Here is a 24216-nt window from a genome sequence, read left to right as displayed (position 1 = left end):
TTTATATGTTGTTGTCTGCATTTGCCCCAACTTGTTTGGGGCTTTTTTGTATATACCCAAGTTACCTCAAGATGCTTGTTCAGCGAGAATTTGTAGGCTGTTAGGCGCGACGCTGATTTGAGACATAGTTGCTCTACGTTGAAAATCAGCAACAAAGCATAACAGCCTACAAAACTCGCCCCTTGGGAGTCGCTCATTACGTCCATTTTTTCGTTAAAAAGCCTAGAAAGGGAATGCTATTCCTTCGTCTTTTTGCCTCAAACTGAACATAATGAGCGGCTCTGAATCCAGTATCTTGAGATATCTTGGGTATAAGCCTATGCTTAAAACTCATTTTAATATGAATAGGAATGATTATTATCTTGTTTTTGATGACACCGTTGAAAAAATAGCTATAATAAACGAGATAGTAATCGTTATCATTACACTTATTAGGAGTTCAAAGTGAAAAAAGGCTTATTTCTTGCCGCTAGTCTATTAGTCAGCTCTCTTTCTGCGCCATCGGTTTTGGCTGCTTCAGAAGAAGTGAATGTCTATTCTTACCGCCAGTCATTCTTGATTGAACCTATCATGGAAAAGTTCACCGAAGAGACGGGTATTAAAGTGAATATTGTTTTCGCTAAGAAAGGCCTAGTTGAGCGTCTAGAACGTGAAGGTAAATTAAGTCCGGCGGATCTTGTACTCACCGTAGATATTAGCCGTTCAATTGAGCTTGTTGAAAAAGATTTAGTGCAACCCGTGCAAAGTGAAACACTAGAAGGTAATATTCCTGCCCAATACCGTGATCCGGCAGATCAATGGTTTGCGCTAACAACACGTGTTCGTAATGTATACTCTTCAAAAGAGCGTCTTGGTAAATTACCGACATTTAATTATGAAGATTTAGCTGATGCTAAGTACAAAGGTAAAATTTGTACTCGCAGCGGTAAGCATCCTTACAATGTTGCGCTAATCTCATCTATGATCGTTGCGCACGGTGAAGCAGAAACGAAGAAATGGCTAGAAGGCGTCAAAGCGAACTTAGCGCGTAAACCGCAAGGTAACGATCGCGATCAAGTAAAAGCCATTAAAGAAGGCTTCTGTGATCTTTCTCTAGGTAATAACTACTACCTAGGTAAAATGGTGAACGATGAAAAGCAAGTTTCTTGGGCTGAGGCAGTCGAAATTAACTTCCCTAACCAAGCAAACCGCGGAACTCACGTAAACATCAGTGGTGTATCTTTAACTAAATATTCACCAAATAAAGACAATGCAGTGAAGTTGATGGAATTCTTGTCTGATGATGTTGCACAAAAGATGTACGCTGAAGTTAACTATGAATACCCAGTTAAACCAGGCGTTGCACTTTCTGATCTAGTAGCATCTTGGGGTGAGTTCAAGTCAGATCCAGTTTCATTAGCAGAAGTAGCCAAACAACGTGCCGTTGCGCTTAAGTTGTTGGACGAAGTGAAATTTGACTTATAAGGGATATATTCCCTTGAGTAAATAAATGTACTCAAGATTATCATTATCTTGGATAACCAGTAGCTGGGCCGTTAGCCTACTACTGGTTTTTCCTGTTTTAGCGATTATTTATCAAGGCCTAGTGCCTGCACAAGCGCTGTTTCAGCACCTGATGCAAACCGTGATGTGGGATTATATCCTCAACACGGTTTTGTTAATTTTGGGTGTTGGCATACTCAGCGCCATGATGGCCATTCCCGCAGCTTGGTTTATGGCCATGTGTGATATTCCTGGGCGAAAATATTTGCAGTGGGCGTTGATGCTGCCCCTTGCCATGCCAGCTTATGTGGTGGCCGCACTTTATACCGAGCTGCTGGATTTTGCCGGTCCTGTTCAAGGTGCCTTGCGCGACCTGTTTGGTTGGCAATCGGCTCAAGATTATTGGTTTCCTAATATCCGTAGCATGGGCGGGGCCATTGTTATATTAGCGAGCGTGCTATTTCCCTACTTATATTTACTCGCCAGAACCTCTTTTTTAGAGCAATCTGACACCCTAATGCACTCTGCACAGTTGTTGGGCAAAACCCGAGCGCAAGCCTTTTGGCGTATTAGTTTACCCTTAGCGCGCCCTTCCATTGCGATAGGCCTATCTTTGATTGCCATGGAAACCTTGGCGGACTTTGCGACCGTGGACTTTTTTGCTGTGAATACCCTAACCCGTGCGGTTTACGATACTTGGTTGGGGTATGGCAATTTAAATGCGGCGGCTAAAATTTCATCTTTGATGTTGGTCGCCGTGGTATTAATTATTGGCTTAGAGCGTTTTAGCCGACGTAAGCAAAAAGTGTTTCAAAAAAGTATGGGTCAAGAAACCAAGCATTTGATTAAGTTACTTGGTTGGCAAAAATGGCTTGCGAGTGCTTTCTGTTGGGGCTTAGTTTGGATTGGCTTTTTACTGCCATTTTTAATGTTGATCTATTACGCCTACTCCTATTTTGAACAATCTTGGACCGAGCAGTTTGTGCGCTATAGTTTAGATACCCTGTTACTTGCAGGGGTGGTGGCTTTGATAGCTTGTGTGATTGCGATGTTAGTGGGCCTGTTTCGTCGCTTACATGTGCGCCGTGGTTCAGACATTCCCGCGCGCCTATGCTCTATGGGTTATGCCGTACCGGGGACGGTATTGGCCATCGGTATCTTGATTCCCCTTGGTTGGTTAGATCATCGCCTAAATGAGGTGGTTGAGTTTTTTGGCGGCACTGGCCCAGGGTTATTTTTTAGCGGCTCAATCTTGGCGCTCATCTGTGGCTACTTAGTGCGCTTTAGTGCCATTGCCGTTGGGGCTGTAGAGGGCAGCCTGAATAAAATACCGCCCTCACTCGACATGGTATCGAAAACCTTAGGCAAAAGTAGCTTTAACATGGTGCGAAAGGTACATATCCCCTTGATCAGTAAGGGGTGTTTCACCGCTCTATTGTTAGTGTTTATCGAGTCAATGAAAGAGTTGCCTGCGGCGTTGATTTTACGCCCGTTTAATTTTGAGACCTTGGCGACCTATGTTTTTGAATTTGTGTCTGATGAAATGATTGAATATGGTGCGTTGCCCGCCATTGTCATTGTATTAGTTGGACTAATTCCGTTGATTGTACTAAGCCGCTCAATTGAGCAGCATTAACGGATAAGGAAGGTATTCAGTAATGTCAGCATTAGAGATAGCTCAGGTACATTGCAGCTACAACGGGGTCGAGATCCTCTCTGATATGAGTGTTGCCCTTGAGAGTAATGAAATCTTGTGTTTGCTTGGCTCAAGTGGTTGCGGTAAAACCACCTTGTTAAAAGCGATTGCCGGCTTATTGCCACTAAAATCGGGTGACATCACCATTAATGGCCGCCAAGTGAATGGTGACAATCTGCATATCCCAGCTGAACAGCGCAAAGTCGGGATGATATTTCAGGATTATGCCCTGTTTCCACATATGACGGTGATGGAAAACGTGGTGTTTGGTATCGACCACCTCACTCAAGCTGAGCAACACAGTCGCGCTGATCAGGTATTGGCCTTGGTTAAGCTATCGGATTTTGCAGATCGCTATCCTCATCAATTATCGGGCGGTCAACAGCAGCGTGTAGCGATTGCGCGCGCATTAGCATACCAGCCCGATATTATGTTGCTCGATGAACCTTTTTCTAATATTGATAGCCAAGTGAGATTGGAATTGATCGCAGAGATCAAACGGATCTTAAAGCAAGCGGGTATCAGCGCGGTTTTCGTTACACATTCCAAGGAAGAGGCCTTTGCTTTTGCCGATAAGCTAGCGGTGTTAGATCAAGGGCGAATCGTTCAAGTGGGCACGCCCGATCAACTCTACTTGAGACCCGCGACACGTTTTGTGGCAGATTTTCTGGGGGGGGGCAACTATATTGAGGCAAAAGTGCTTGATGAACGCCATGTGACGACTTCTCTTGGCCGCATTTGCGGCACCGTAGCCCATCATAAAAGTTTAGGCAGTGATTGTGAAATCTTGCTGCGACCTCAGCAGTTGAATCTTGCACTCAATCCAGAAGGAAAAGGGGTGGTACAAGAAGTCCAATTCTTAGGCGCTAGCTCTAAGGTGGTGGTTAATCAACAAGGGCTGCAATTTGAATGTCAAATTGCTCAACCCATGTGCGTGCAGCAAAAAGTGGATGTCACAGTACAGCCACACGAATTGATCATTTTTGACAATCGGCCTACTTAGTCACAAGGGCGATCACAAGAGCGGTCACAAGAGCGAAGAGAGCGACTTGTAACCAAGTAGGGTTAAGCCTCAAGTCGCACAGGCTAGCGCATATCAAATAGGCTCTTAACCGTCATGACGGTCTTTTGGATTTCTTTGGTGTTAGTTGGAGTGATAAAAATAGTGTCATCTCCGGCGATGGTGCCTAATATTCCATCGGCTTTACTTAGTGAATCCAGCAAGCGAGCTATTAGCTGAGCCGCTCCCGGGCTAGTACGGATCACGACTAAGGCCTCATTATGGTCGATGTCACTGACCAAGTTTTTGAGTGGGCTACTTGTTGCAGGTACGCCGAGCTCGGCGGGTAAACAATACACCATTTCCGATTTGGCATTGCGAGTGCGCACGGCGCCAAAACGGTTTAGCATGCGTGACACTTTAGACTGGTTTATGTTATCAAAGCCTTGCGCTTGTAAGGCATTCACAATCTCACCTTGTGAGCCAAATGTTTCTTCTTTAAGCAAAGATTTAAATGCTTCGATCAATCGGTCTTGCTTGTCGCTATTTTTCATTCCAAATACATATTCAGTCAATAATATGCTGCAATATTGCATAAAAAGTCAAAATCTCGCAAGTAATTCAATCACTCACTAAGGCAGAAAGCGAACAGTATCACTAAATAATCCATTCAGACTCAGCTAATAGTGCTTATTGTGTTTAGGGTCAATGCTAAGTAAAAAAAGAGTTAGCCATTGCCATCTAATAATGAAAATAATCTAAAATTAGCAGAATGTTTTTTCGTCTTGTTATATCACGCTTAGTCTAGGGATTGTTTATGTGGAAACTGATTGTCTTGCTTTTCTTAAGCTTTCCTTGTTTGGCCGCAGGCACACTGAAAATAGCCACAGAGGCAAACTACCCGCCTTTTGAATATTTAGATGAATCAGGGCAGTTTCAAGGTTTGGACATCGACATAGCCAATGCCCTGTGCCAGCAAATGAAGGTGCAATGTGAATTTTTACATAAGGGGTTTGATAGGTTGTTGCCGGGCTTGCAGTTTAATAATTTTGATGCGGTTATCGCTGCATTAAATCCAACCCCAGCACGACGAAAGTTGGTGGCCTTCAGTGATTTATATTACGACAGTGGGGCGGTGTTTGTGGCTAGAATGAATCGCTATCAGTCACACCATGATTTTTCAGGCCAATCAATCGGTGTGCAAAATGGCAGCGTACATTTGCGCTATTTAATCGATAAGGCAAGTATGGAGCGCGTTCTGGTTGTGCCGTATCACAGCTATTTAACGGCGTTTGTTGATTTGCAAAATGACAATGTTGACCTCGTGTTGGTGGATTATGCCGTCGCAAAAGTATGGTTAGCTCAGCCTGATAACAAGGAGTTTGCAATTGTTGGAGAGACGTTAATAGACCCGCACTACTTTAGTGAGGGTTATGCCATCGCGGTTAATAAGAACAACTCAGCACTACTAGAGCAGCTAAATCAAGCGCTGCAGCAGATTAAACTATCGGGCGAGTACGAACGGATTATTTCACGTTATCTTGATTAAGTATGATTGACTACGTGCCACTATTGAGTCCGATGGTAGTGTTTCGTAGGGGGGAGGGGAGCGATTAAATGCTAACAAAATGTTAAATTTCGTGAGCCAAACAGCTTGTTTTTTTATATTTGCTCACATCTTAGGGTTTCACCTCTGTTAACAATTTGTGTTTTTGTGGGGGATCTCATAGACTTTGCCCGCATAACAAAAACAAATAAACCTCACCTACATATAACGGAGACAACCACATGAAAGTTGCTGTTCTAGGCGCTGCGGGCGGTATCGGCCAAGCCTTATCTCTATTGTTGAAAAACGAATTACCAGCGGGTTCAGAATTATCTCTTTATGACATCGCCCCAGTAACACCGGGTGTTGCAAAAGACCTAAGCCACATCCCAACTGACGTTGCGATTGAAGGTTTTGCTGGTGAAGATCCTACACCTGCTTTAGTAGGTGCTGATCTGGTATTAATTTCAGCAGGCGTTGCGCGTAAACCTGGTATGGATCGCGCGGATCTATTCAATGTTAACGCAGGCATCGTTAAGAACCTGATTGAAAAAGTAGCAGCGACGTGTCCTAAAGCGTGTATCGGTATTATTACTAACCCAGTTAACACCACAGTGGCGATTGCACGTGAAGTGCTAAAAAACGCGGGTGTTTACGACAAGAACAAACTTTTCGGTGTAACGACACTGGATGTTATCCGTAGCGAAACATTTATTGCTGAAGCAAAAGGTCTGAAAGCAACAGATATTAAAGTGAACGTGATTGGCGGCCACTCAGGCGTGACTATCCTTCCTTTACTATCTCAAGTACAAGGTGTTGAATTCTCTGCTGAAGAGATTGCTAGCCTAACTACTCGCATCCAAAACGCGGGTACTGAAGTGGTTGAAGCTAAAGCGGGTGGCGGCTCTGCAACTCTATCTATGGGTCAAGCGGCAGCACGCTTTGGTCTATCTGTGGTTGCTGCACTAAACGGTAAGCAAGGCATCGTTGAGTGTACTTACGTTGACGGTGGCAGCGAGCACGCAGAATTCTTCGCTCAACCTGTTCTACTTGGCAAAAACGGTGTTGAACAAGTATTACCTTATGGTGATGTGAGCGAGTTTGAGCAAAAAGCACTAACTGAAATGCTAGATACGCTAAAAGGCGATATCCAAAAAGGCGTTGATTTCGTTTAATTGTCACGCTACATCACAATAAAGAGGAGCATAGCTCCTCTTTTTTTTGCCTGTTTACTCGGCCATTAACTCCAATAGGCCCTAGCACGACGCCGGTCAGGATCACTATTACACTTGCCAGCTAGCTGGCACACTCAATGCTATGCCTAAACGCCTGTAAGCCATTGCTTAAATCAAACATATCCAGGTTGATGGGATACAACCCCTTGTAGTTAGTGAATATACCCAGTGGTTTTCCCTTTTTTATTGTGATTATCCAGTTGTTTTGGTTTGATTATATTTTTATGCAAATTTAACTATGTTAAATTCGGATTATAAATCTGTGATGAAGGTTATAAGCGAAGATGGTTATTTTGTACGTTGAAGTTGATGGATTAATTTGGCAAGTGTTTGCCGATGGCCGTTGGTTATTATTAGAGTCGAGTGCACAAATAAACCCTAGCTTACCCTTTATCAGTGATATATCTCCCTATATCACTCAAGGGGATGACGGAGCCTTGCAACTGAGCATTGAGCAGCAGGTTTTTACTATTCCAGATAGCGTAGTCCCTCAGTTAGGCTCAATCACATCAAGCAATGTTACCCGTACCGATAATGCTATCTCCCCCCTGAGTGAAGGCGCGTCTTATTTTGCGACCATCGCAGCAGACCATGATGAAGTGATCGCTAAAGCGGGCTATCAAACTAATCCTGGGCTGGATATTGCCCTGCCAAGAAATGAACAACCCAGAGAGTTAGCGGGTCGTTTGAAGCTTGATGCCAAGATCACGGTAACGGTTGACCATGGTGAAGACCAAGTTATTAACCGTGAAGAAGCTCCATCGACGGAAGTATTTGGTGGTACGCTTGATATTGAATCAGGCTGGCCAGTGCTAGTGGTGATCACGGATTCACAAGGCGTTTCCCGAGAGTACTCGACGACGATAGTGGCCAATACATGGTCGTTAGGTGACGTTGATTTTACCGGCTTCGCCCAAGGGCCTTTAACCGTGGTTGCATCGGTCACGGACCGTTACGGCAATACGGTGAGCAGTGAAACCCAATCTTGGCTCGATACCTTGGCGCAGGTATCTGTTAGCTTCGAGCAGCAAGGTGAAGATGGCGTTATCAATTTAGCCGAAACCGATAATGAGCAATTATCCGGTAAGGTGATAGGCATTGAAGATGGGCAGTTACTTAGCGTCACCCTAACGGATGTGACAGGGTTTAGCCAAACCTTTGAAATAGTGGTTGAAGGAGAAACCTGGTCATTAGGCGAACAAGACTTAACTGGATTTGCTGATGGTGTAATTGACGCCCATATAAGCGCAGTTGATTTAGCGGGTAACACGGCGACAGGTGCTGCCACCATCCTTAAAGATACCCAAGCAAGTCTGACCATCACCGTGTTTGATGGCGGCGATGACGTACTTAATTTGGCTGAGTCGAATCAGGCGCATATCTCAGGCCATGCCTTGAATATTGAAGATGGCCAAACGGTGACGGTTCAAGTGAGTGATGGCGTTAACCAACTTGAGTTCACCACCATAGTCATTAACGGTCAGTGGCAATTACCCCAAGTTGATTTATCAACGCTTCAAGATGGTGAATTAAACTTTACTGCATTTGCCAGTGACAAAGCCGGTAACCCCGCTTCGGACTCCCATCAAGTATTAAAAGATACCTTTGCCGTGATTTCCTTACATATCAACGATGGCGGTGACGGTTGGTTAAACGGACAAGAAATTCTAAACGTGTCGGGTTGGGGGCAAGTCAGTGGTGTTGAAGACGGCAGCTTAGTGACCATCAGTGCCCTTGATGCCCAAGGAAATTCCGGTTCAATTACGGTGGTAGTTGAACAAGGACGCTTTTGGGTCAATGACTTAGACTTGAGCCATTTCGCAGAAGGCACCTTTACCGCCACGGCTGTGGTGACGGATAAAGCGGGGAATTCAGCGACCGCCTCTGACAGTGTGTTAATCGACACTAAAGCGACCCTATCGGTCAATATTCTCACCGGCGGTGATGGGGCACTCAATCAAAATGAAGTGCTCAATGCCCACATTACAGGCACGACCTTTAATGTTGATCAAGGAGAGCCAATCGAAATCAGCGTGACCGATGTGAATGGCAAGACCCTGTATTTTGAAACCTCGGTCAATAACCATGTTTTCAACCTGTTTCACGTCGATTTATCGGAATTAGCTGAAGGGCCTATTAAGGTTAGCGCTTCGACTCAAGATCAAGCCGGCAACCCCGCGACGGCGTCGGCAACAGCCTATAAGGACACCCTCGCATCGGTCACCTTGAACGTTGCCGATGGGGGGGATGGCATCATTAATCAACAAGAGTCACTGGCAAGCCACTTTTTTGGCTCCGTAAGCCAAGTTGAAGATGGTCAAGTGCTGACCTTGACAGTGTCTGATGGTCGCAATAGCGCCGAGTTTTTCGCCACGGTAAAAAATGGCCAATGGGTGGTGCGTGATGCTGATATCAGTTTGTTAAAAGATGGCCCCCTTACCATCACAGCTGAAGTGCAAGATAGGGTCGGAAATACCGCGTTGGCTAGCGAAACGGTAAACAAAGACACCCTAGCAGAGATAACCTTAACTATTTATGACGGGGGGGATGGCTGGCTTAATAGCGAAGAAATCCAACATGTGGCTGCCTTTGGTGAGGTAACCGGCATTGCCGATGGCACCCAAATCCAAATTACCGCGATAGACGCTCAAGGAAATACCGGCAGCATCACCACCACGGTGCAGCAAGGTCGCTATTTTGTCACTGGCCTAGACTTAAGTGCTTTTGCCGATGGTGAGTTCACTGCTACGGCTACTACGGTTGATAATGCGGGTAACCCAGCCCAAGCTACCGACACGGTTTTAATTGATACCAAAGCCACCATCTCGGTGAATATCTTGACCGGTGGTGATGGGGTGATTAACCAGCAAGAATCGCTGGGTGCAACCATTCGCGGCAGTGTGTTTGAGGTGAATGATGGCGAACGCGTCAACATAACCATCACCGATCAACTCGGCCAACAAATTAACCTAGTCACCCAAGTTGACGGTAATGGTTATCAAATATCGCCAATTGATTTATCGACCTTGGCAGATGGCCCATTGCAAGTCTCAGCAGAGGTTACCGACAAAGTCGGTAACCTTGCCACCGCCAATGCCCAAGCAGATAAAGATACCTATGCTGAAATCACCCTATTTGTCGATGATGGTGGTGACGGTTGGTTAAACTCAATAGAAACCCAAAATGGTCGTGCTTATGGTTGGGTTAAGGGTGTAGAAGATGGTCAAGTTGTCACCATCACAGCGACAGATAGCCAAGGCAATACAGGCTCAGTAACGACCATTGTTGAGAATGGCCGATATCTGGTTTCGGGATTAGATATCTCCCACTTTGCTGACGGCAAGTTTGATGTGGTCGCGAGTGTCAGTGACCAAGCGGGTAACGTGGCATCGGCTCCCGTGACCGAGCGAATTGATACCCTTGCCACCCTGTCATTGAATATAGAAACCCATGGCGATGGGGTGCTAAATGGCCGTGAAGTGGGTAAAACCAAACTCAGTGGTACCACCAATGATGTTAATAATGGTGAACTAGTCCAAATTTCGGTGACCGACCAAGCGGGCAATGAGCGGGTCTTTGTGACCACGGTGACATTTAACTATTTTGAGATCCCTGCCGCAGATTTTAGTGGCTTAGAAGAAGGCCCTCTGGTGGCAACCGCCCAAGTACAAGATCGCGTCGGCAATGTTGCAACGGCGCAAGCCCAAGCCGTAAAAGATACCTTGGCCGAGTTAACCATCAATGTCGACGCGGGCTCAGACCAAGTGATCAATGACTCTGAAGTCACAGGCGTACATATTCATGGACAAGCCAGCCATATTGAGGATGGCCAAAAGGTCATCATTGAAATTTCCGATGGCAAGCAAAGTCAGTTTTATTTTGCCGAGATAACCGGCGGTCAATGGCAACTCCCAGATTTAGACTTAACGCCCCTGTTTGATGGTGAGCTCACGTTTATTGCCTTAGCAAAAGACGAGGCAGGAAACGTTGCGATAGCTGAGCAACAAGTTGAAAAAGACACCACCGCTACCATTGATTTGTTTTTTGAACAGCAACTTAGCGACAGTATCCTTAATGCCAGCGAAGCGGATAATGAGATTTTGGCAGGCAGAGTCACCAGCGTGGAAGATGGCCGTTGGGTGCAAGTCGTGGTGAGCGATCAAAACGGCGACAGTTTAATCTTAAACGCGCAAGTGAATAATGGGCGTTGGTTTATTCTGGGTAATGATTTAACGCCACTTCAAGATGGCCCGATCACGGCTGTGGCCACGGTGCAAGATCTAGCCGGCAACATTGCCACGGCAAATACCCAAATCATTAAAGATACCCAAGCCAGTATTAACATCTTGATTGAATCGGGCACCGACAATGTGCTTAACAGCGCTGAGATCAATGGGGTTCATATTCATGGTACGGTCGTGCAGGTTGAAAATGGCCAAACGGTCAACCTAGTGGTCAGCGATGCCAACGGCAACACCGTTAATGCCGAGGCTAGTGTTAAGCAAGGTAAATGGTCGGTTGATAACCTTGATCTCTCCAGCCTTGAAGAAGGCGAATTAACCGCCACCGCAACCGTGCAAGATAAGGCAGGTAATACGGCTCAAGCCAGTGATGACGCCATCAAAGATGTGTTGGCGCAAACCCTGATATTTATTAAAACCAATGGTGATGGCCGACTCAACGCGCAAGAGTCCGCCAATGCGACCTTTGTTGGTGGTGTGAAATATATTGAAGATGGCGCCCTCGTCACCGTTGTCGTGACCGATAGCCTAGGCCTGCAAGCCGCTGGTACAGCCGTGATAAAAGATGGCTTATGGACAGCAACTGGGCTTGATCTTACGGGCTTTAGTGATGGGCCATTGACGGCGGTGGCCAGTGTCACCGACCAAGCGGGCAACGTTGCAACGGCGTCAGATACCGTGCTCAAAGATGTGCTCAGTGTATTAACCGTCGGAATTGAAAGCGGCGGCGATAATCTACTTAACGCCAGCGAAATTAATCAGGTTGTGATCTTTGGTCAAACCAATGATGTCGAAGATGGGGATGTGGTGCGCTTTACCATAACCGATGGCGTCAACACTTCTGCCCAATATTCGGCTGTGGTGGTAGATGGTAAATGGAGCCATGCACCCCTTGATTTATCTGGCTTTAATGAAGGAGCCTTAACGGTTAATGCCCAAGTTGAAGACTTAGCGGGTAACCCAGCCAGTGCTAGTGCCAGTGCCGTTAAAGACACCTTAGCTCAGGTTAGCATAGAGATCATAACGGGCAGTGACGACACCCTAAACCAACTGGAAGTGGGCCAAACGCGACTTCAAGGTGACGTCAGCCAGATTGAAGATGGTCAGTTAGTTGATGTGGTGGTGCAAGACCAAAAGGGTCAGCAGTTAAGCTTTCAAACCACGGTTATTGGCGGTAAATGGGTACTGCCAAGCGTTGATTTATCCGGCTTGGCGGAAGGTGATAACAACCTCACAGCGCGGGTAGAGGTGGCAGATCTGGCAGGCAATTTGGTGAGTGCCACCGATGTGGCCAGTAAAGATACCCTAGCCACCATTAGTGTCGAATTTGTTTCCGGCAGTGATGATGCCTTAAATGCCAGCGAAATAAACCAAGTTGATATTGTCGGCTCGGTGACCGACGTTGAAGACGGCCGCGATGTCGCTATCGTTGTCACCGATGTAAACGGCGTGAGCCAGCACTTTAGCGTCCAAGTCAGCGGTGGTCAGTTTAGCCTAGTTGATCTTGATTTATCTAGTTTGGCAGAAGGCACTTTAACGGTGATGGCCGAGGTGACAGATGTGGCAGGAAACCTAGCCACAGCGTCAGATACGGTCAATAAAGATACCTTGCTGGCCATCGATATTGACACCCTAACTGGGCTCAATGCGACTGAATTTATCCTAGGTAAGGTCACCGAGCTATTTGGTACAACCACAGCTGAGGCAGGGCAGGTGGTCACCTTGTTGATACAAGATGCCTCCAGCACGTTGACTTACACCAGTGTAGTAGACAGCAGTGGGCAATGGCGGGTGCCCAACATAGATGTATCCAGCTTGTCTCGCTTTGATGTTTGGAGCATCAGTGCTCAAGTAGCCGATCAAGCGGGCAATAGCGTGCAAGATGAAACGCCGGATCTCAATGCGCCGCAGTATATGCTGATGTTTGAGGTTGACTTAAATAAAGGCGCGTTAAGTGACTCGACCGCGTTGGAAGTCACTAATGGTGAACTCACATTTAGTGCAGATCAAAGTCAGCTCAAAGGACTTTCATCGGGTGGTCAGGGTATCACAGCAAATATCAGCAGTAATCAACTGCAAATCGAGCTACGCCGCGACGGTGATGGCAAGCTGGTTTCGATTGCGGTGCTCGATCCGAGCTCGGCTCGCGTTAGTGTGACGCAGTTTTTACCGCTAGATCAAGAAGCGGGTAAACCATCTTCCTTGATTACTTACTTAGTGGATGTGCAGCAAATTGATGCCGACGGAACTCAAGAAAAAGTGATCCTTGAAGCCAGCCTAAATTTACGCGATGCCCCGCCTTTTGCTCAACCGGATCTGGCTGATGTGATTGAAGATCAGGTGCAGCAGGGGAATTTACTTGATAATGACCAAAGCATAGATGCGCCCCTGACCTTAACGAGTGTGACTTACCAAGGTGTCACTCAGTCGGTAAATGGCACCACAGATGCCGTGTTCGATACCGATAAAGGTAAGCTTACGGTCGATGTATTTGGCCATTGGCAATTAGAAGTCGCGCGTAATTTAAATCATCAGCAAACCCAAGAATTAAATTTTAGTTATCAAATTCAAGATAGCGATAAAGATTCCGCCTCGGCCGACGTTACCCTGACCATAATTGATGGCGACAAAGGAGAGATGGCGGATGTTAGGGAACAATATACTGAGCCCGATTACGCTAACCCCACTCCGATTAGTCATGATTTTACCCTTTCATCTGGCTCGGATGACTTAGATGCGAGTACGGTTAAATTTGCTAATCTCGCCGTTATTTCCCTTAATACTGGGCGCTTAACCAGTAACGGTGAGCTGGTTATCTTTACTTTAAGCTCAGATGGCAAGCAAATCATTGGCCACAATGGTGTGGCAGAAGTGATTCGATTTGATATCAGCGCCGTCAGCCAAGCCAATGGTGTGGTTCAAGATGTCAAAGCGACGGTCACCTTGACTCAGAGCTTGCCATTTGATCACCAAGTGAGTGATAACTTAACCTTGCCACTGGCGATTACCGCGACGGATCTTGACGGCACGGCCATGGCCACGGGGCAATTTATCTGGCAAGTGGCTGATGGTAATAATCCTTTCATGGAAAATACCCGTGTTGCTAATCTGGATGAAACAGATCTAAACGCAGGCAATGTGGTCGCAGTGGGTGACTTTACGGTAAATATTGGCAGCGACCAAATCACCCAGGTTTGGTTTGATCCCAGTAAGCAGCCGGCAGGCTTAACGTCCGGCACCGTACCTATTAATTACGTCATGGATGGGGATACGCTGATTGCCTATAAAGGTTTAGATCCCACTAAAGATCATGTTTTCAGTGTTGAAATAAAAGGGGCGCTCAACGCCACCGGCGACAGCGATTTACAATACCAAGTCACCTTGTTTCAGGCGATAGATCAGCTGGATGTGAGCAATAATTCGGTTGCCGAGTTAGAAATCCCGTTAGTGGTTAGCGTCAAAGATTTTGATCAGGACCAAGTCGATCAAACCTTGTTGGTCAACATTGCCGATAGTCAGTCGCCCGACATTACAGGGTTCGGGTTAACGGTGACAGAGATACCTAAGGCACCGACCACCCCATCAGTCATCACCAATAGTGGTCAATCCACGTTAACCTTAACCGCATCACAAGACGCCTTAACTAAGGTGGGGTTAGAGATATCATCCGGTTCAGCGGTGTTGCTAAGTGATGGCTCAACGCTAATGCACAATGGCCTACAAGTTACTTGGCAAGATGATGGCAATGGCAGCTATAAAGGTGTACTCGCTGATGGCACAAGGATCTTCACTGTGACCTTGCCAAGCTCGTTAGGCGTAGATCCAAATCAAACTGCTCAAGCTACTCTTAACTTTACCTTGCACCAAGCTATCGATCATGATTTAAGCAACTTTAATAACAATGCCAGCTTAAACTTACCTGTCTTTGTCAGTGATAGTGATGGCTCAACGGGTAAGGTGACTATCTCGGTTAATATCAATGATGGCTTAAACCCAAGCTTAGCCATCACAGATACCTTGCAAGTGGATGAAAACCAATTGCAGAGTGAAGATTTTGATGCAGATAAAATAGGCTTTGTGTTAAACCAAGGCAGTGATGATGTGGTCGCTATTAATCCTGTTTTAGCGGGTCAGGCTATTCCTGGGTTAACCAGTCATGGTGAGCCCGTGGTGCTTGCTGGCGCAGCCAATAAAAATGGCTGGTGGCTAGCAAAAGCAGGTAGCCAAGAAGTATTTAGGATCCAGTTTAACTTGGATGGCACCATCAAGGTGCAATTAAAGGGGCCCATTGATCATCTTGGTAGTGACGATACGGTTAAAACCATCAGTTTAGCCGTACAAGCGGTGGATGCCGATGGCGACGTTAGCGCCGCTAGCCAACATCTCGTCAACCTTGAAATTGCGGATGACATTCCTAGCTCGCAAGTTGACGTGTTGGCCGTGGTGGAAGGCAGTACTAAAACCTTTAACTTATTATCTGACAAGATCACCGGCGCCGATGGCGGTGAAATTGTTAAGGTTATTTTGCCCGATAATAGTGAACATCCGGTTGGCACTGCCATTGTATTAGTTGACGACAAAAATACCCCGTTTGGCACCTTGACGATCAATGCCGATGGCACGGGTACGTTAGTGACCCAAGTCGCGCCAGTCGGCCTTGGGGTATTTGAGAATATACGTTATGTGGTTGAAGATTTTGATGGTGACCAAGCTCAGTCTTACCTGGAATTAGTCGTGGCTGATAAGCCAGGTGAAATAACTATCACCAATACTGACACCATAGAAGACACGCCATTAACCTTAGATTTGAAGGTGTCGACCGGGGATCAGGATAACGGCGAGAGGGTGACACATATCACCATAGATAAGGCATCCCTACAAGGGGGCTCCATTACTCTTAATGGCGGCGCACTATCAACCGATGTTGATGGTAACCTTATTATCAACGCAGCCCAGCTTGAAGAAATTGGCACGACGGGCGTGTTTCAAGTTATAGGTGATCTTGTATTCACTCCAGCACTGAATAGCTCAGACGCGACACAAATCTTAGACATCAATTTTAAAGCTAATGTCGCCACGAATTCGATGCCTTTCGTGGAAGAAAATACCATCAGGATCCATGTTGAGTCTGATGCCGATGCGCCAATTTGGGATACCAGCAATTCACAGTTTAGTTATTCCGGGGTAGAAGACGGTGAAGCGATCCAAATGCAGTTCAAAGCAGACCTGTATGACCAAGACGGCTCAGAAAAAATCAGTTATGTCATTGATAATATTCAAGCTGGGTTAACGGTAAGTATAAACGGCAGCGTGATTACTAATGGTGACACGGTTAGCGCGACTGAACTAGATAAACTCACCTTAACAATGGACGCTCAAACTGGACAAGATTTAGCGGGTTCATTTGTTTTTACAATACAAGCTGTTGCAACGGAAAAAGATAATGGTGATACAGAATCAGGCGCGGCAAATTTAGTCATCATTAATGTGGCTCCCGATGCCGATAAGCCAACTCTATCGGTTAAAGATGTCAGAGGCCTAGAGGATGAGTTGATCCTGTTAAATAAAGCCATCGAGGGGGCATTAACAGACTTAGATGGCAGTGAGTCATTGAGTTTTGAAGTCACCTTACCCGCCGATTGGAGCTTAGTTCCAATCGATGGCGGTCGTTTTACTGCTTTAGGTGGCGACAAGTACCAAGTTAATGGTGAGGATTTATTAGCCGGTAAGGTAGCGCTACTTCCCAAAGAGGATATTAGTTCGGTCAGCGGTAGCTTCTTTGTGTCGGTTAAAGCCATTGCCACCGAATCAACCCAAGGCGGAGTTGTACCTGTAAATGAAACGGCTGAAAGTACCGAGAAGCAGTTTGAGGTGATCCTCAAAGGTGTTGTTGATACACCGACGGTGATAGCTGATGGCGACTGGGTATTTGATGATGCTACTCAGGTTATTAGCAATAGCACCGTATTTTATGAAGACAGCTTAATCCCGCTCAATATTCATATGGCGACCGAAGATGATGACGGCTCAGAAGATCTCAACCTGTTGTTGTCTGGCGTGCCCGATGGCTTTGCCTTAACCGATGCATCGGGTAACGCAGCGGCTATCACGGTGGCGCATTTTGATGAATTCGGTCAGCCCGTTTATCAAGTGACGGTGGATGAACTAAAGCAGCTTTATCTCAAGCCTAAACCCGATTTTAGCGGTGTGGTTAAGTTAAATATTGAAGCTATTGTTACTGAGCCAGACGGTGACAGTGAGCCCGATGGTGATGCTAAGCCACCTGCGGATGACAGCGAATACGCTTTGACCTTAGAGGTGAACATCTCGCCTGTGATTGATTCCACAGGGTTAGCGGCTAATAGTGGTGAAGGGTTAGAAGATACGCAAGTCGCGTTGAATCTACGACCCAATCTTGGCGCAGACCAAGATGGCAGTGAGTCAGTTTCAGCCTTTACTATCAAGGATATGCCAGCGGGTATGACCTTGTATTTTGATGGCGTAGCGCAAACTGTTCCCCTCGATCTTGCCTCCTTGGTCGATGGCCGCTCGCCCACCCTAGATGATTTATTGGCCAGTGGCCGCCTTGCAGTGGCGGCGCCAACCGATGCCAGTGGCACATTTAATTTTAATGTGGCTTATGACATTACAGATACATCGGAAGCCGGAGAAACGGTGACGCAAAGCTTTACCGACAGTGCTAGCGTAACCGTGATTGCACAGGTTGAAGAGCTCACTGGGCCGGGTAATGAAACCTTGGCTGATATTACTCGCTTACAAAGCGATCATACGGTGCGGGAGAGTACCGATGGCAGCCCTATACGCTTAAGTGGCGCGGTTGGTTTTTATGATCAAGATAATGATGGATCTGAAGTATTGGATTACATTGTGATCCAAGCCCCGAATGCCACCACTTGGTATGTTGAATATGGCTCACCTAATCAGGCTATTCATGATGGCAATGGCCGTTGGTTGATCCCAGCAGGCGGATTGACCTCGACCAGTGTAATGGAAAATGCTGCTAACATATTAAAAGATGTACAAGTGCATTCCAGCGATAAAACTTTATTCCCGGTGTCGTTAGCCGTTAGTGCTCGAGTGCTCGATGGTGATGATGCAGAAATGATCACCACCAGCATTCAGGTGCACTTTAAACAAGATAGCGCCGACAGCAGTGCGAGTGATGTCGATGATTTGCAGCCGATCGATCCCGCTGCACCTTGTGATAACGTGATTGATGGCCAAGAAGGCCAAGTGATCTCAACGGCTGGGCATTTAAATACCAGTGTGGCTGGGGACAGCAATGACGAAGTCAGCTTCACTATTTTAGCCAGCGAACTGGCTCATGGCGCCATCATTACCGGCCCTGGCGTGGTTGCTGATTACGACCCCACAGGTAAATATGTGGTGCAATACGTGTTTCAAGAATCCGCCATCGGTGGGTTAAATATCGTATTGAAGGATAAGGACTTTGCCGGGGTGATGACCATCCCCGTGCACGTGACGGCAACCGACAGCATCAGCGGTGATACCCGCAGTGAGCTGCAACAGCTTAAGCTTGAAATCACCCCAGTGGTTGATGGCGTTGATTTAACCGTTGGCGCAGATCAAATCAATGAAGATGAAATCACCCCTCTTGATCTTACGGCTGCGTTTGCCGATTCCAATATTACCAATGAGGGGGTTGAGGCCTTAACGGGGCTAACCTTAGTGCTCAATGAGGGTGGCAGCTTGATCGCGCCCGATGGTGTGCTGACCAAAATATCTGACAGTCCGGTTACTTATCAGGTATCGGATATGGCTCAGCTTGACCAAATTAGTTATTTACCTCCGCCACATCGCTCCGGTGAAATCACCATAGGCGTAGTTGCTGAAGTGACCGATACCGCACCGGGCTGTAATGGCTCAACGAATACGGCAACAGGCACAGCGACCACAACCTTGGTATTGGACGTTCAACCTATCACCGATAAGGCCAGTATTACCGCTAGCAATGTGCGTGGTGATGAAGATACCTATATCAGTTTACAAGATCTCGGGGTGAACTTTATCGACCAAGATGGCTCAGAGACTATGTCGATTGAGCTTAGTGGTGTTCCCGCTGGCTCTATTGTGGCTATAGATAATGGCGGTGGTAGCTATACGCCAGTACCCAATAACGGCCCAGATGGTGGCAGTTTTAACGGTTTAGCCACCTATAGCTGGGCGGTCGATCCGGCTGATCTCGCTAAGCTGGTGATCAAACCGCCATTGGATTTTAGTGGTGATATTCCATTGCAGGTTAACGTCATCACTTATGAGATAGGCACAACCGATTTTGTGACCACCGAAGGTAACTTCACTTTAGAAGTGCTCCCTATCGGCGATGATGTACAGCTGTTTAATGCGCCCGATGCCTTAACCGGACAAGAGGGGGATGTCACACATATAGATTTAAATGCGGTGAGCCTCGAAACCAACAGTAATGAATTGATCCGCTTAAGTGTCACGGTCGAGTTTGGCTCAGACCTGACCGCTTTTGAAGGATTATCAGGGATCCGCGTTGGCAGTCAAGAGGCCGGCTTTACCTTAACGGGCAAGCAAGCGACGGCAACCTTGATTATCAACGCCAGTGAACTGGATGGGTTTGAATTAATCACAGGCCCAGATGCCTTTGGTCATTTTGATTTAACCGTCTCCGTGGGCACCTTTGATAAGGCCATCGTGGGTGGGGTGTTGGAAACGGATCTTGGCGATCCCGCTATTCATCACATGACCCTAGATTTAACACCAGTGGTGGATGAGCCGATTTTAACCAGTCAATTTGATCAAGTGCTGGCAGCACAAAATAGCTCAGTGCCACTGACGTTAGAAATGGAGCTGATTAACCCAGATCCAAGTGAGACAGGTTCCGTTAGAGTTAGCGGGCTACCCGCAGGCGTGACCTTTAATCATGGTGTTGCCGATGGCGCAGATTGGCTGCTAACACAAGATGAGTTAGCAGACCTTACCTTAGAAGGGTTAAGCCAAGTACAAGATTTTGAATTAACCTTTACGCCGATTGCGACACTAGGTAGCGATCAGGCCCAAGGAACAGAGCAGATCATTAAGGTTTCAGTCGTTAATGACACTGGCAGCTTCACCGGCAGTGCAGCCGATGACATCATAGTGGCCGGCTCAGGCAATGATACCTTAACCGGAGGGACTGGCGCCGATCAATTTGTGTTTAACGCCGCCGATCAAGGAACACCAGCACAAGATGTGATCACGGATTTCAGCGTGGGTGAAGACAGTATTAATTTGTCTAATTTACTCGCGTCGGTTGATGTGAGTAATGCCAGTGCCTTGGATAATGTGATTGATCTGGATGATAGTAGCGGTTCGACTCTGATCACCATTAAGCTTGACGGCACCAACCAAGTACAAACCATAGAGCTAAGTGGCGTCGATATCGATACCCTGTATGGTGAAAGTAGTTCTGGCGTATCGGAAGCCGATATTCTAACTCGCTTGGTCAATGATCAAACCTTGATCACGGGGCAGTAAATGAGCATGACGTTGGAAGCTAATATTGACCCTTATTGCGAAGCTGTGCTGTATTTTGCAAGGCATTTTCAGATCCGTTGCCATCGCGAGAAAGTCCTGGCTGGGGTGCCTCTTGAGGCAGGGAAAATAACCCTAGACTCATTGGTCCAGAGTATGGCTAATGCCAGTTTAAACTGCCAATTAGCTAAGCCAAGTCAATTGGTCGCCGCTAATCTTCCCATCTTGGTGGTATTACCAACTGGGCCTGTCATCATAACGGCCATTGAGCAACAACAAGCTTGTTGTTGGGATCTGCAGTCGCAATCGGAGCAAACTCAGCCTGTTATCAGCTTAACCAAGCAAGCAAATGGTATTTGGTTGGTGTCGGCCCAGGCAAAAATTGACCAGAGGGTAGAAGAGTTTCAACCGACACAAGAAAAGCATTGGTTTCGTCAAGCCTTGGCCCAAGTGAAACCTTGGTATCGCGATCTTATCGTCGCGTCTTGTTTGGTTAACTTGCTCGCTCTCGTGATCCCCCTATTTACCATGAATGTGTACGATCGCGTGGTACCTAATGCCGCCTTTGACAGCCTCTGGGTGTTGGCTACGGGGGCTTTTATCGCGCTGATATTTGATTGGCTGCTGCGTCAATCGCGCAGCCATTTGAGTGACATGGCAGGGCGTCAGGTTGACGTGAATCTATCGTCTAAACTGTTTGCCAATGCCATGGGCATGAAGCTGCTACATCGTCCGCAATCCGTTGGCGCTTTTAGTAAGCAAATTCAAGAATTTGATAGTGTGAGAGAATTTTTAACTTCGGCGACCATGGTTACCTTAGTGGACTTACCTTTTACCTTAATGTTCTTAGCGCTAATTGCTTGGCTGGGTGGAGGCATGGTGTTTATTCCTTTAGCTGTGATGCTGTTTATTTTGCTTGCCAGTTTGGCGGTTCAACCTAAGGTGAAACAAGCCTTGGATGAAACCGGCAAGTTGTCGACTCAGCGCCAAGCTCATCTGGTGGAAAGCCTAAACAACCTAGTTGAAATTAAACAAATTAACGGTGAAGGCGAAGCCCAGCGCCGCTGGCAACACACGGTGGCGGATTTAGCCGATTGGAACATCAAGGCAAAACACCTTGCCAGCACGGTCACCCATTTGGTGATGAATAGTCAGCAGTTAGTCACCATAGGCCTTATTGTGGTTGGCGTATATCAAATCGCCGAAGGCTTACTCAGCATGGGTGGCTTGATTGCGATTGTGATGCTTAGTGGCCGTAGTGCAGGTGCCATGAATCAGGTATCGGGTTTGTTGCTGCGTTATCAACAATCTAAAGCGGCCATCCAAGGTTTAGAAGCCGTGATGCAACTTGAGCAGGAATCCAGTGCCCATCAAGTAGTCGACAAGCCTGAGTTTAGTGGCAAGATAAGCTTGCGACAGGCTAACTTTACCTTCCCTGATCAAGAATTTGCCATCGTGTCAGAGATTAATCTCACCATTAATCCGGGAGAGCGAGTTGCTATCCTAGGTGCTGCGGGGGCGGGTAAGTCTAGCTTGCTAGCGCTGCTGGCTAATCAATATCCCATTAGCTCAGGCCAGATGCAGTATGACGATATTGACGCGCAGCTTTGGCCTGCTAGCGTTATCCGCGCCGCCACAGGCTGGGTGTCCCAGCAACCCAGCTTGTTTTTTGGCTCTGTGCTGGAAAACATCACCGCGGGGCAGGATCAGGTGGATCAAACCCAGCTGGCACGGGTGTTACAAATCTCGGGCTTAAACCAGTTGGCTAACCGTTTACCTCAAGGGTTAGAAACCCAAGTAGGTGAAGGCGGGCGCTATTTGTCGGGTGGACAAAGACAAGCCGTGGCATTGGCGCGGGCGTTATTGCGTAACGCACATTTATTATTACTGGATGAGCCCACCAGCGCCATGGATCAGCAAACCGAACTCGCTGTCATCAAAGGGTTAATGCAGCTAGATGCCAGCGTGGGCATGGTCATCGTCAGCCATAAACCGGCCATGCTGGCTTTGTGCCAACGTGTGATCGTGATGGAGCAAGGCAAAATTATTGCCGATGGCCCTAAGGCGCAAATCTTAGCTCAGTTAGGTTTACGCGAGTCTGGGACAAGCCAGCCAGTTGAACGTCATGACAATAAAACTCAGCGCGTCACTAAAATTAACCTGAGCCGAGGTGAAGCATGAGTCAGCAGTTATATTGGCAACAGCAACTTAAAGCTAAGCATTCTCGGCGTTTAGTCTGGATAGTGGCAGCGCTGATCATCAGCATTATCGCTTGGGCCAGCTGGGCCGAGCTCGATGAAGTGATTGTCGGCGAAGGCCGGGTCGTACCTGCGCAAGCAGTGCAACAAATCCAAAGCCTAGAAGGCGGCTTATTGGCTACTTTGCATGTGAAACAAGGGGATATTGTTAGCCAAGGCCAGTTGCTAGCCACCTTAGACAACACTCGATTTAAAGCAGCCTATCAAGAAACCCGGCAACAGCTGCAAGCATTGACGATTGCTATACGCCGCTTGGAAGCCGAGTTAGCGAGCGTTCAGATAGACGATGACCAAAATGATTGGCGTCAACGGGTGCAGATCACCGAAGTGGCAGTGGATACGCGCGATTTAGATGACATCAGCGCACTGGCGGTGCAAGCCGAGTATTTAGAGCGATTAGAGCAATTAATGTCGCGCTTAAAGCAAGAGCAGCAACAAATAGAGCAAGCCAATCAGGCCCTCAATGAAGCCAAAAGCCACACGGCGACCTTGCAACAAAGCTTAAGCTTTGTCAGCAAAGAGTTGAAGCTAACACAGGCCAGTGTCGAAAGCGGTGCCATTGCCGAAGTCGAGCTACTTAAATTACAACGAGATCATGTGCGACTGCGTGGGGAAGTCAGCAGTTCTCGCCTCAACGAGAAAAAACTCATCGCGGCGAAGGCCGAAGCCATCACCGACCTAAGCAATTTGGCTCGCGAATATCGCACCAAGGCGCGCAGTCAGTTGACCGAGGCGCAAAATCAGTTTGCGCAGCTCAATGAAAGCCAGCCTGCTCTGGAAGATCAATTGCAACGCACTTCTTTGTATTCGCCGCTGGCGGGCAAGGTTAAAGAGATCAACCGGCGGACCTTGGGCGGTGTGATCAAGCCGGGGGAATCCATCATGGAAGTGGTGCCCATGGCCGACAAGCTGATCATTGAAACCAAGATCCAGCCAAAAGATATCGCCTATTTGCGTCTAGGGTTAACCGCCACCGTTAAGTTTACCGCTTATGATTTTGTCATTTACGGCGGCGAGCAAGGTGAGGTGACCTATATCAGCCCGGATGCACTGCAAGATGAAGAAGGCACAACCTATTATCTTGCTCATATTGAAACCTCACCCGAGCAGGTGAACTTTGCCATTATTCCCGGTATGCAAGCCAGTGTCGATGTGCTGACGGGAAAGAAAACAGTTTTAAATTATTGGCTTAAGCCTTTACTTAGAGCCAAAGCGGCAGCCCTTCGGGAGCCATAA

General features: G+C 47.1%; 9 protein-coding genes. 8 read left to right on the top strand and 1 reads right to left on the bottom strand.

The genetic code is table 11. The features are described from left to right. Nucleotides 1-444 precede the first annotated feature (444 nt). From K6Y21_RS04590 to K6Y21_RS04580, 3 genes are read left to right on the top strand one after another with little or no spacing between them, the layout of a single operon-like run. Nucleotides 445-1464 carry a Fe(3+) ABC transporter substrate-binding protein gene (locus K6Y21_RS04590; RefSeq protein WP_432757974.1) on the top strand — a complete coding sequence of 340 codons (1020 nt, stop codon included), beginning with the start codon at nucleotides 445-447 and terminating at the stop codon, nucleotides 1462-1464. A 25-nt stretch (nucleotides 1465-1489) separates the two neighbouring features. Continuing rightward, nucleotides 1490-3118, top strand: a complete 1629-nt coding sequence (locus tag K6Y21_RS04585; protein WP_233070591.1) for an ABC transporter permease — start codon at nucleotides 1490-1492, stop codon at nucleotides 3116-3118. 22 nt (nucleotides 3119-3140) lie between these two features. Further along, nucleotides 3141-4181, top strand: coding sequence for an ABC transporter ATP-binding protein (locus tag K6Y21_RS04580; protein ID WP_233070590.1), 1041 nt, complete (start codon nucleotides 3141-3143; stop codon nucleotides 4179-4181). Nucleotides 4182-4264: 83 nt separating this feature from the next. Here the strand turns inward: K6Y21_RS04580 and argR are convergent, their stop codons facing one another. Further along, nucleotides 4265-4732 (bottom strand): transcriptional regulator ArgR, encoded by a 468-nt coding sequence (gene argR, locus K6Y21_RS04575; protein ID WP_233070589.1) that lies wholly within the window; start codon nucleotides 4730-4732, stop codon nucleotides 4265-4267. Nucleotides 4733-4995: 263 nt separating this feature from the next. Here argR and K6Y21_RS04570 point away from each other — a divergent pair, with 263 nt between their 5' ends. From K6Y21_RS04570 to K6Y21_RS04550, 5 genes are all read left to right on the top strand, one after another. Then, complete coding sequence (locus K6Y21_RS04570; RefSeq protein ID WP_233070588.1) at nucleotides 4996-5727, top strand: transporter substrate-binding domain-containing protein; 732 nt, start codon at nucleotides 4996-4998, stop codon at nucleotides 5725-5727. Nucleotides 5728-5966: 239 nt separating this feature from the next. Continuing rightward, entirely contained in the window at nucleotides 5967-6899 is a 933-nt protein-coding gene (gene mdh, locus K6Y21_RS04565) for a malate dehydrogenase (protein WP_233070587.1), read from the top strand. A gap of 344 nt (nucleotides 6900-7243) precedes the next feature. Further along, nucleotides 7244-20725: a T1SS-143 repeat domain-containing protein gene (locus K6Y21_RS04560; protein ID WP_233070586.1), complete on the top strand. Its 13482-nt coding sequence runs from the start codon at nucleotides 7244-7246 to the stop codon at nucleotides 20723-20725. Next, nucleotides 20726-22903, top strand: a complete 2178-nt coding sequence (locus K6Y21_RS04555; RefSeq protein WP_233070585.1) for a type I secretion system permease/ATPase — start codon at nucleotides 20726-20728, stop codon at nucleotides 22901-22903. Beyond that, nucleotides 22900-24216 (top strand): HlyD family type I secretion periplasmic adaptor subunit, encoded by a 1317-nt coding sequence (locus K6Y21_RS04550; protein ID WP_233070584.1) that lies wholly within the window; start codon nucleotides 22900-22902, stop codon nucleotides 24214-24216. The genes K6Y21_RS04555 and K6Y21_RS04550 overlap by 4 nt, the downstream gene beginning before the upstream one ends.

It is taken from the genome of Motilimonas eburnea (assembly GCF_021295345.1).
GTDB lineage: Bacteria > Pseudomonadota > Gammaproteobacteria > Enterobacterales > CBDFNC01 > Motilimonas > Motilimonas eburnea.
The sequence above is the reverse complement of the archived record's forward strand: the minus strand, read 5'-3'. Positions and strand labels throughout refer to the sequence as shown.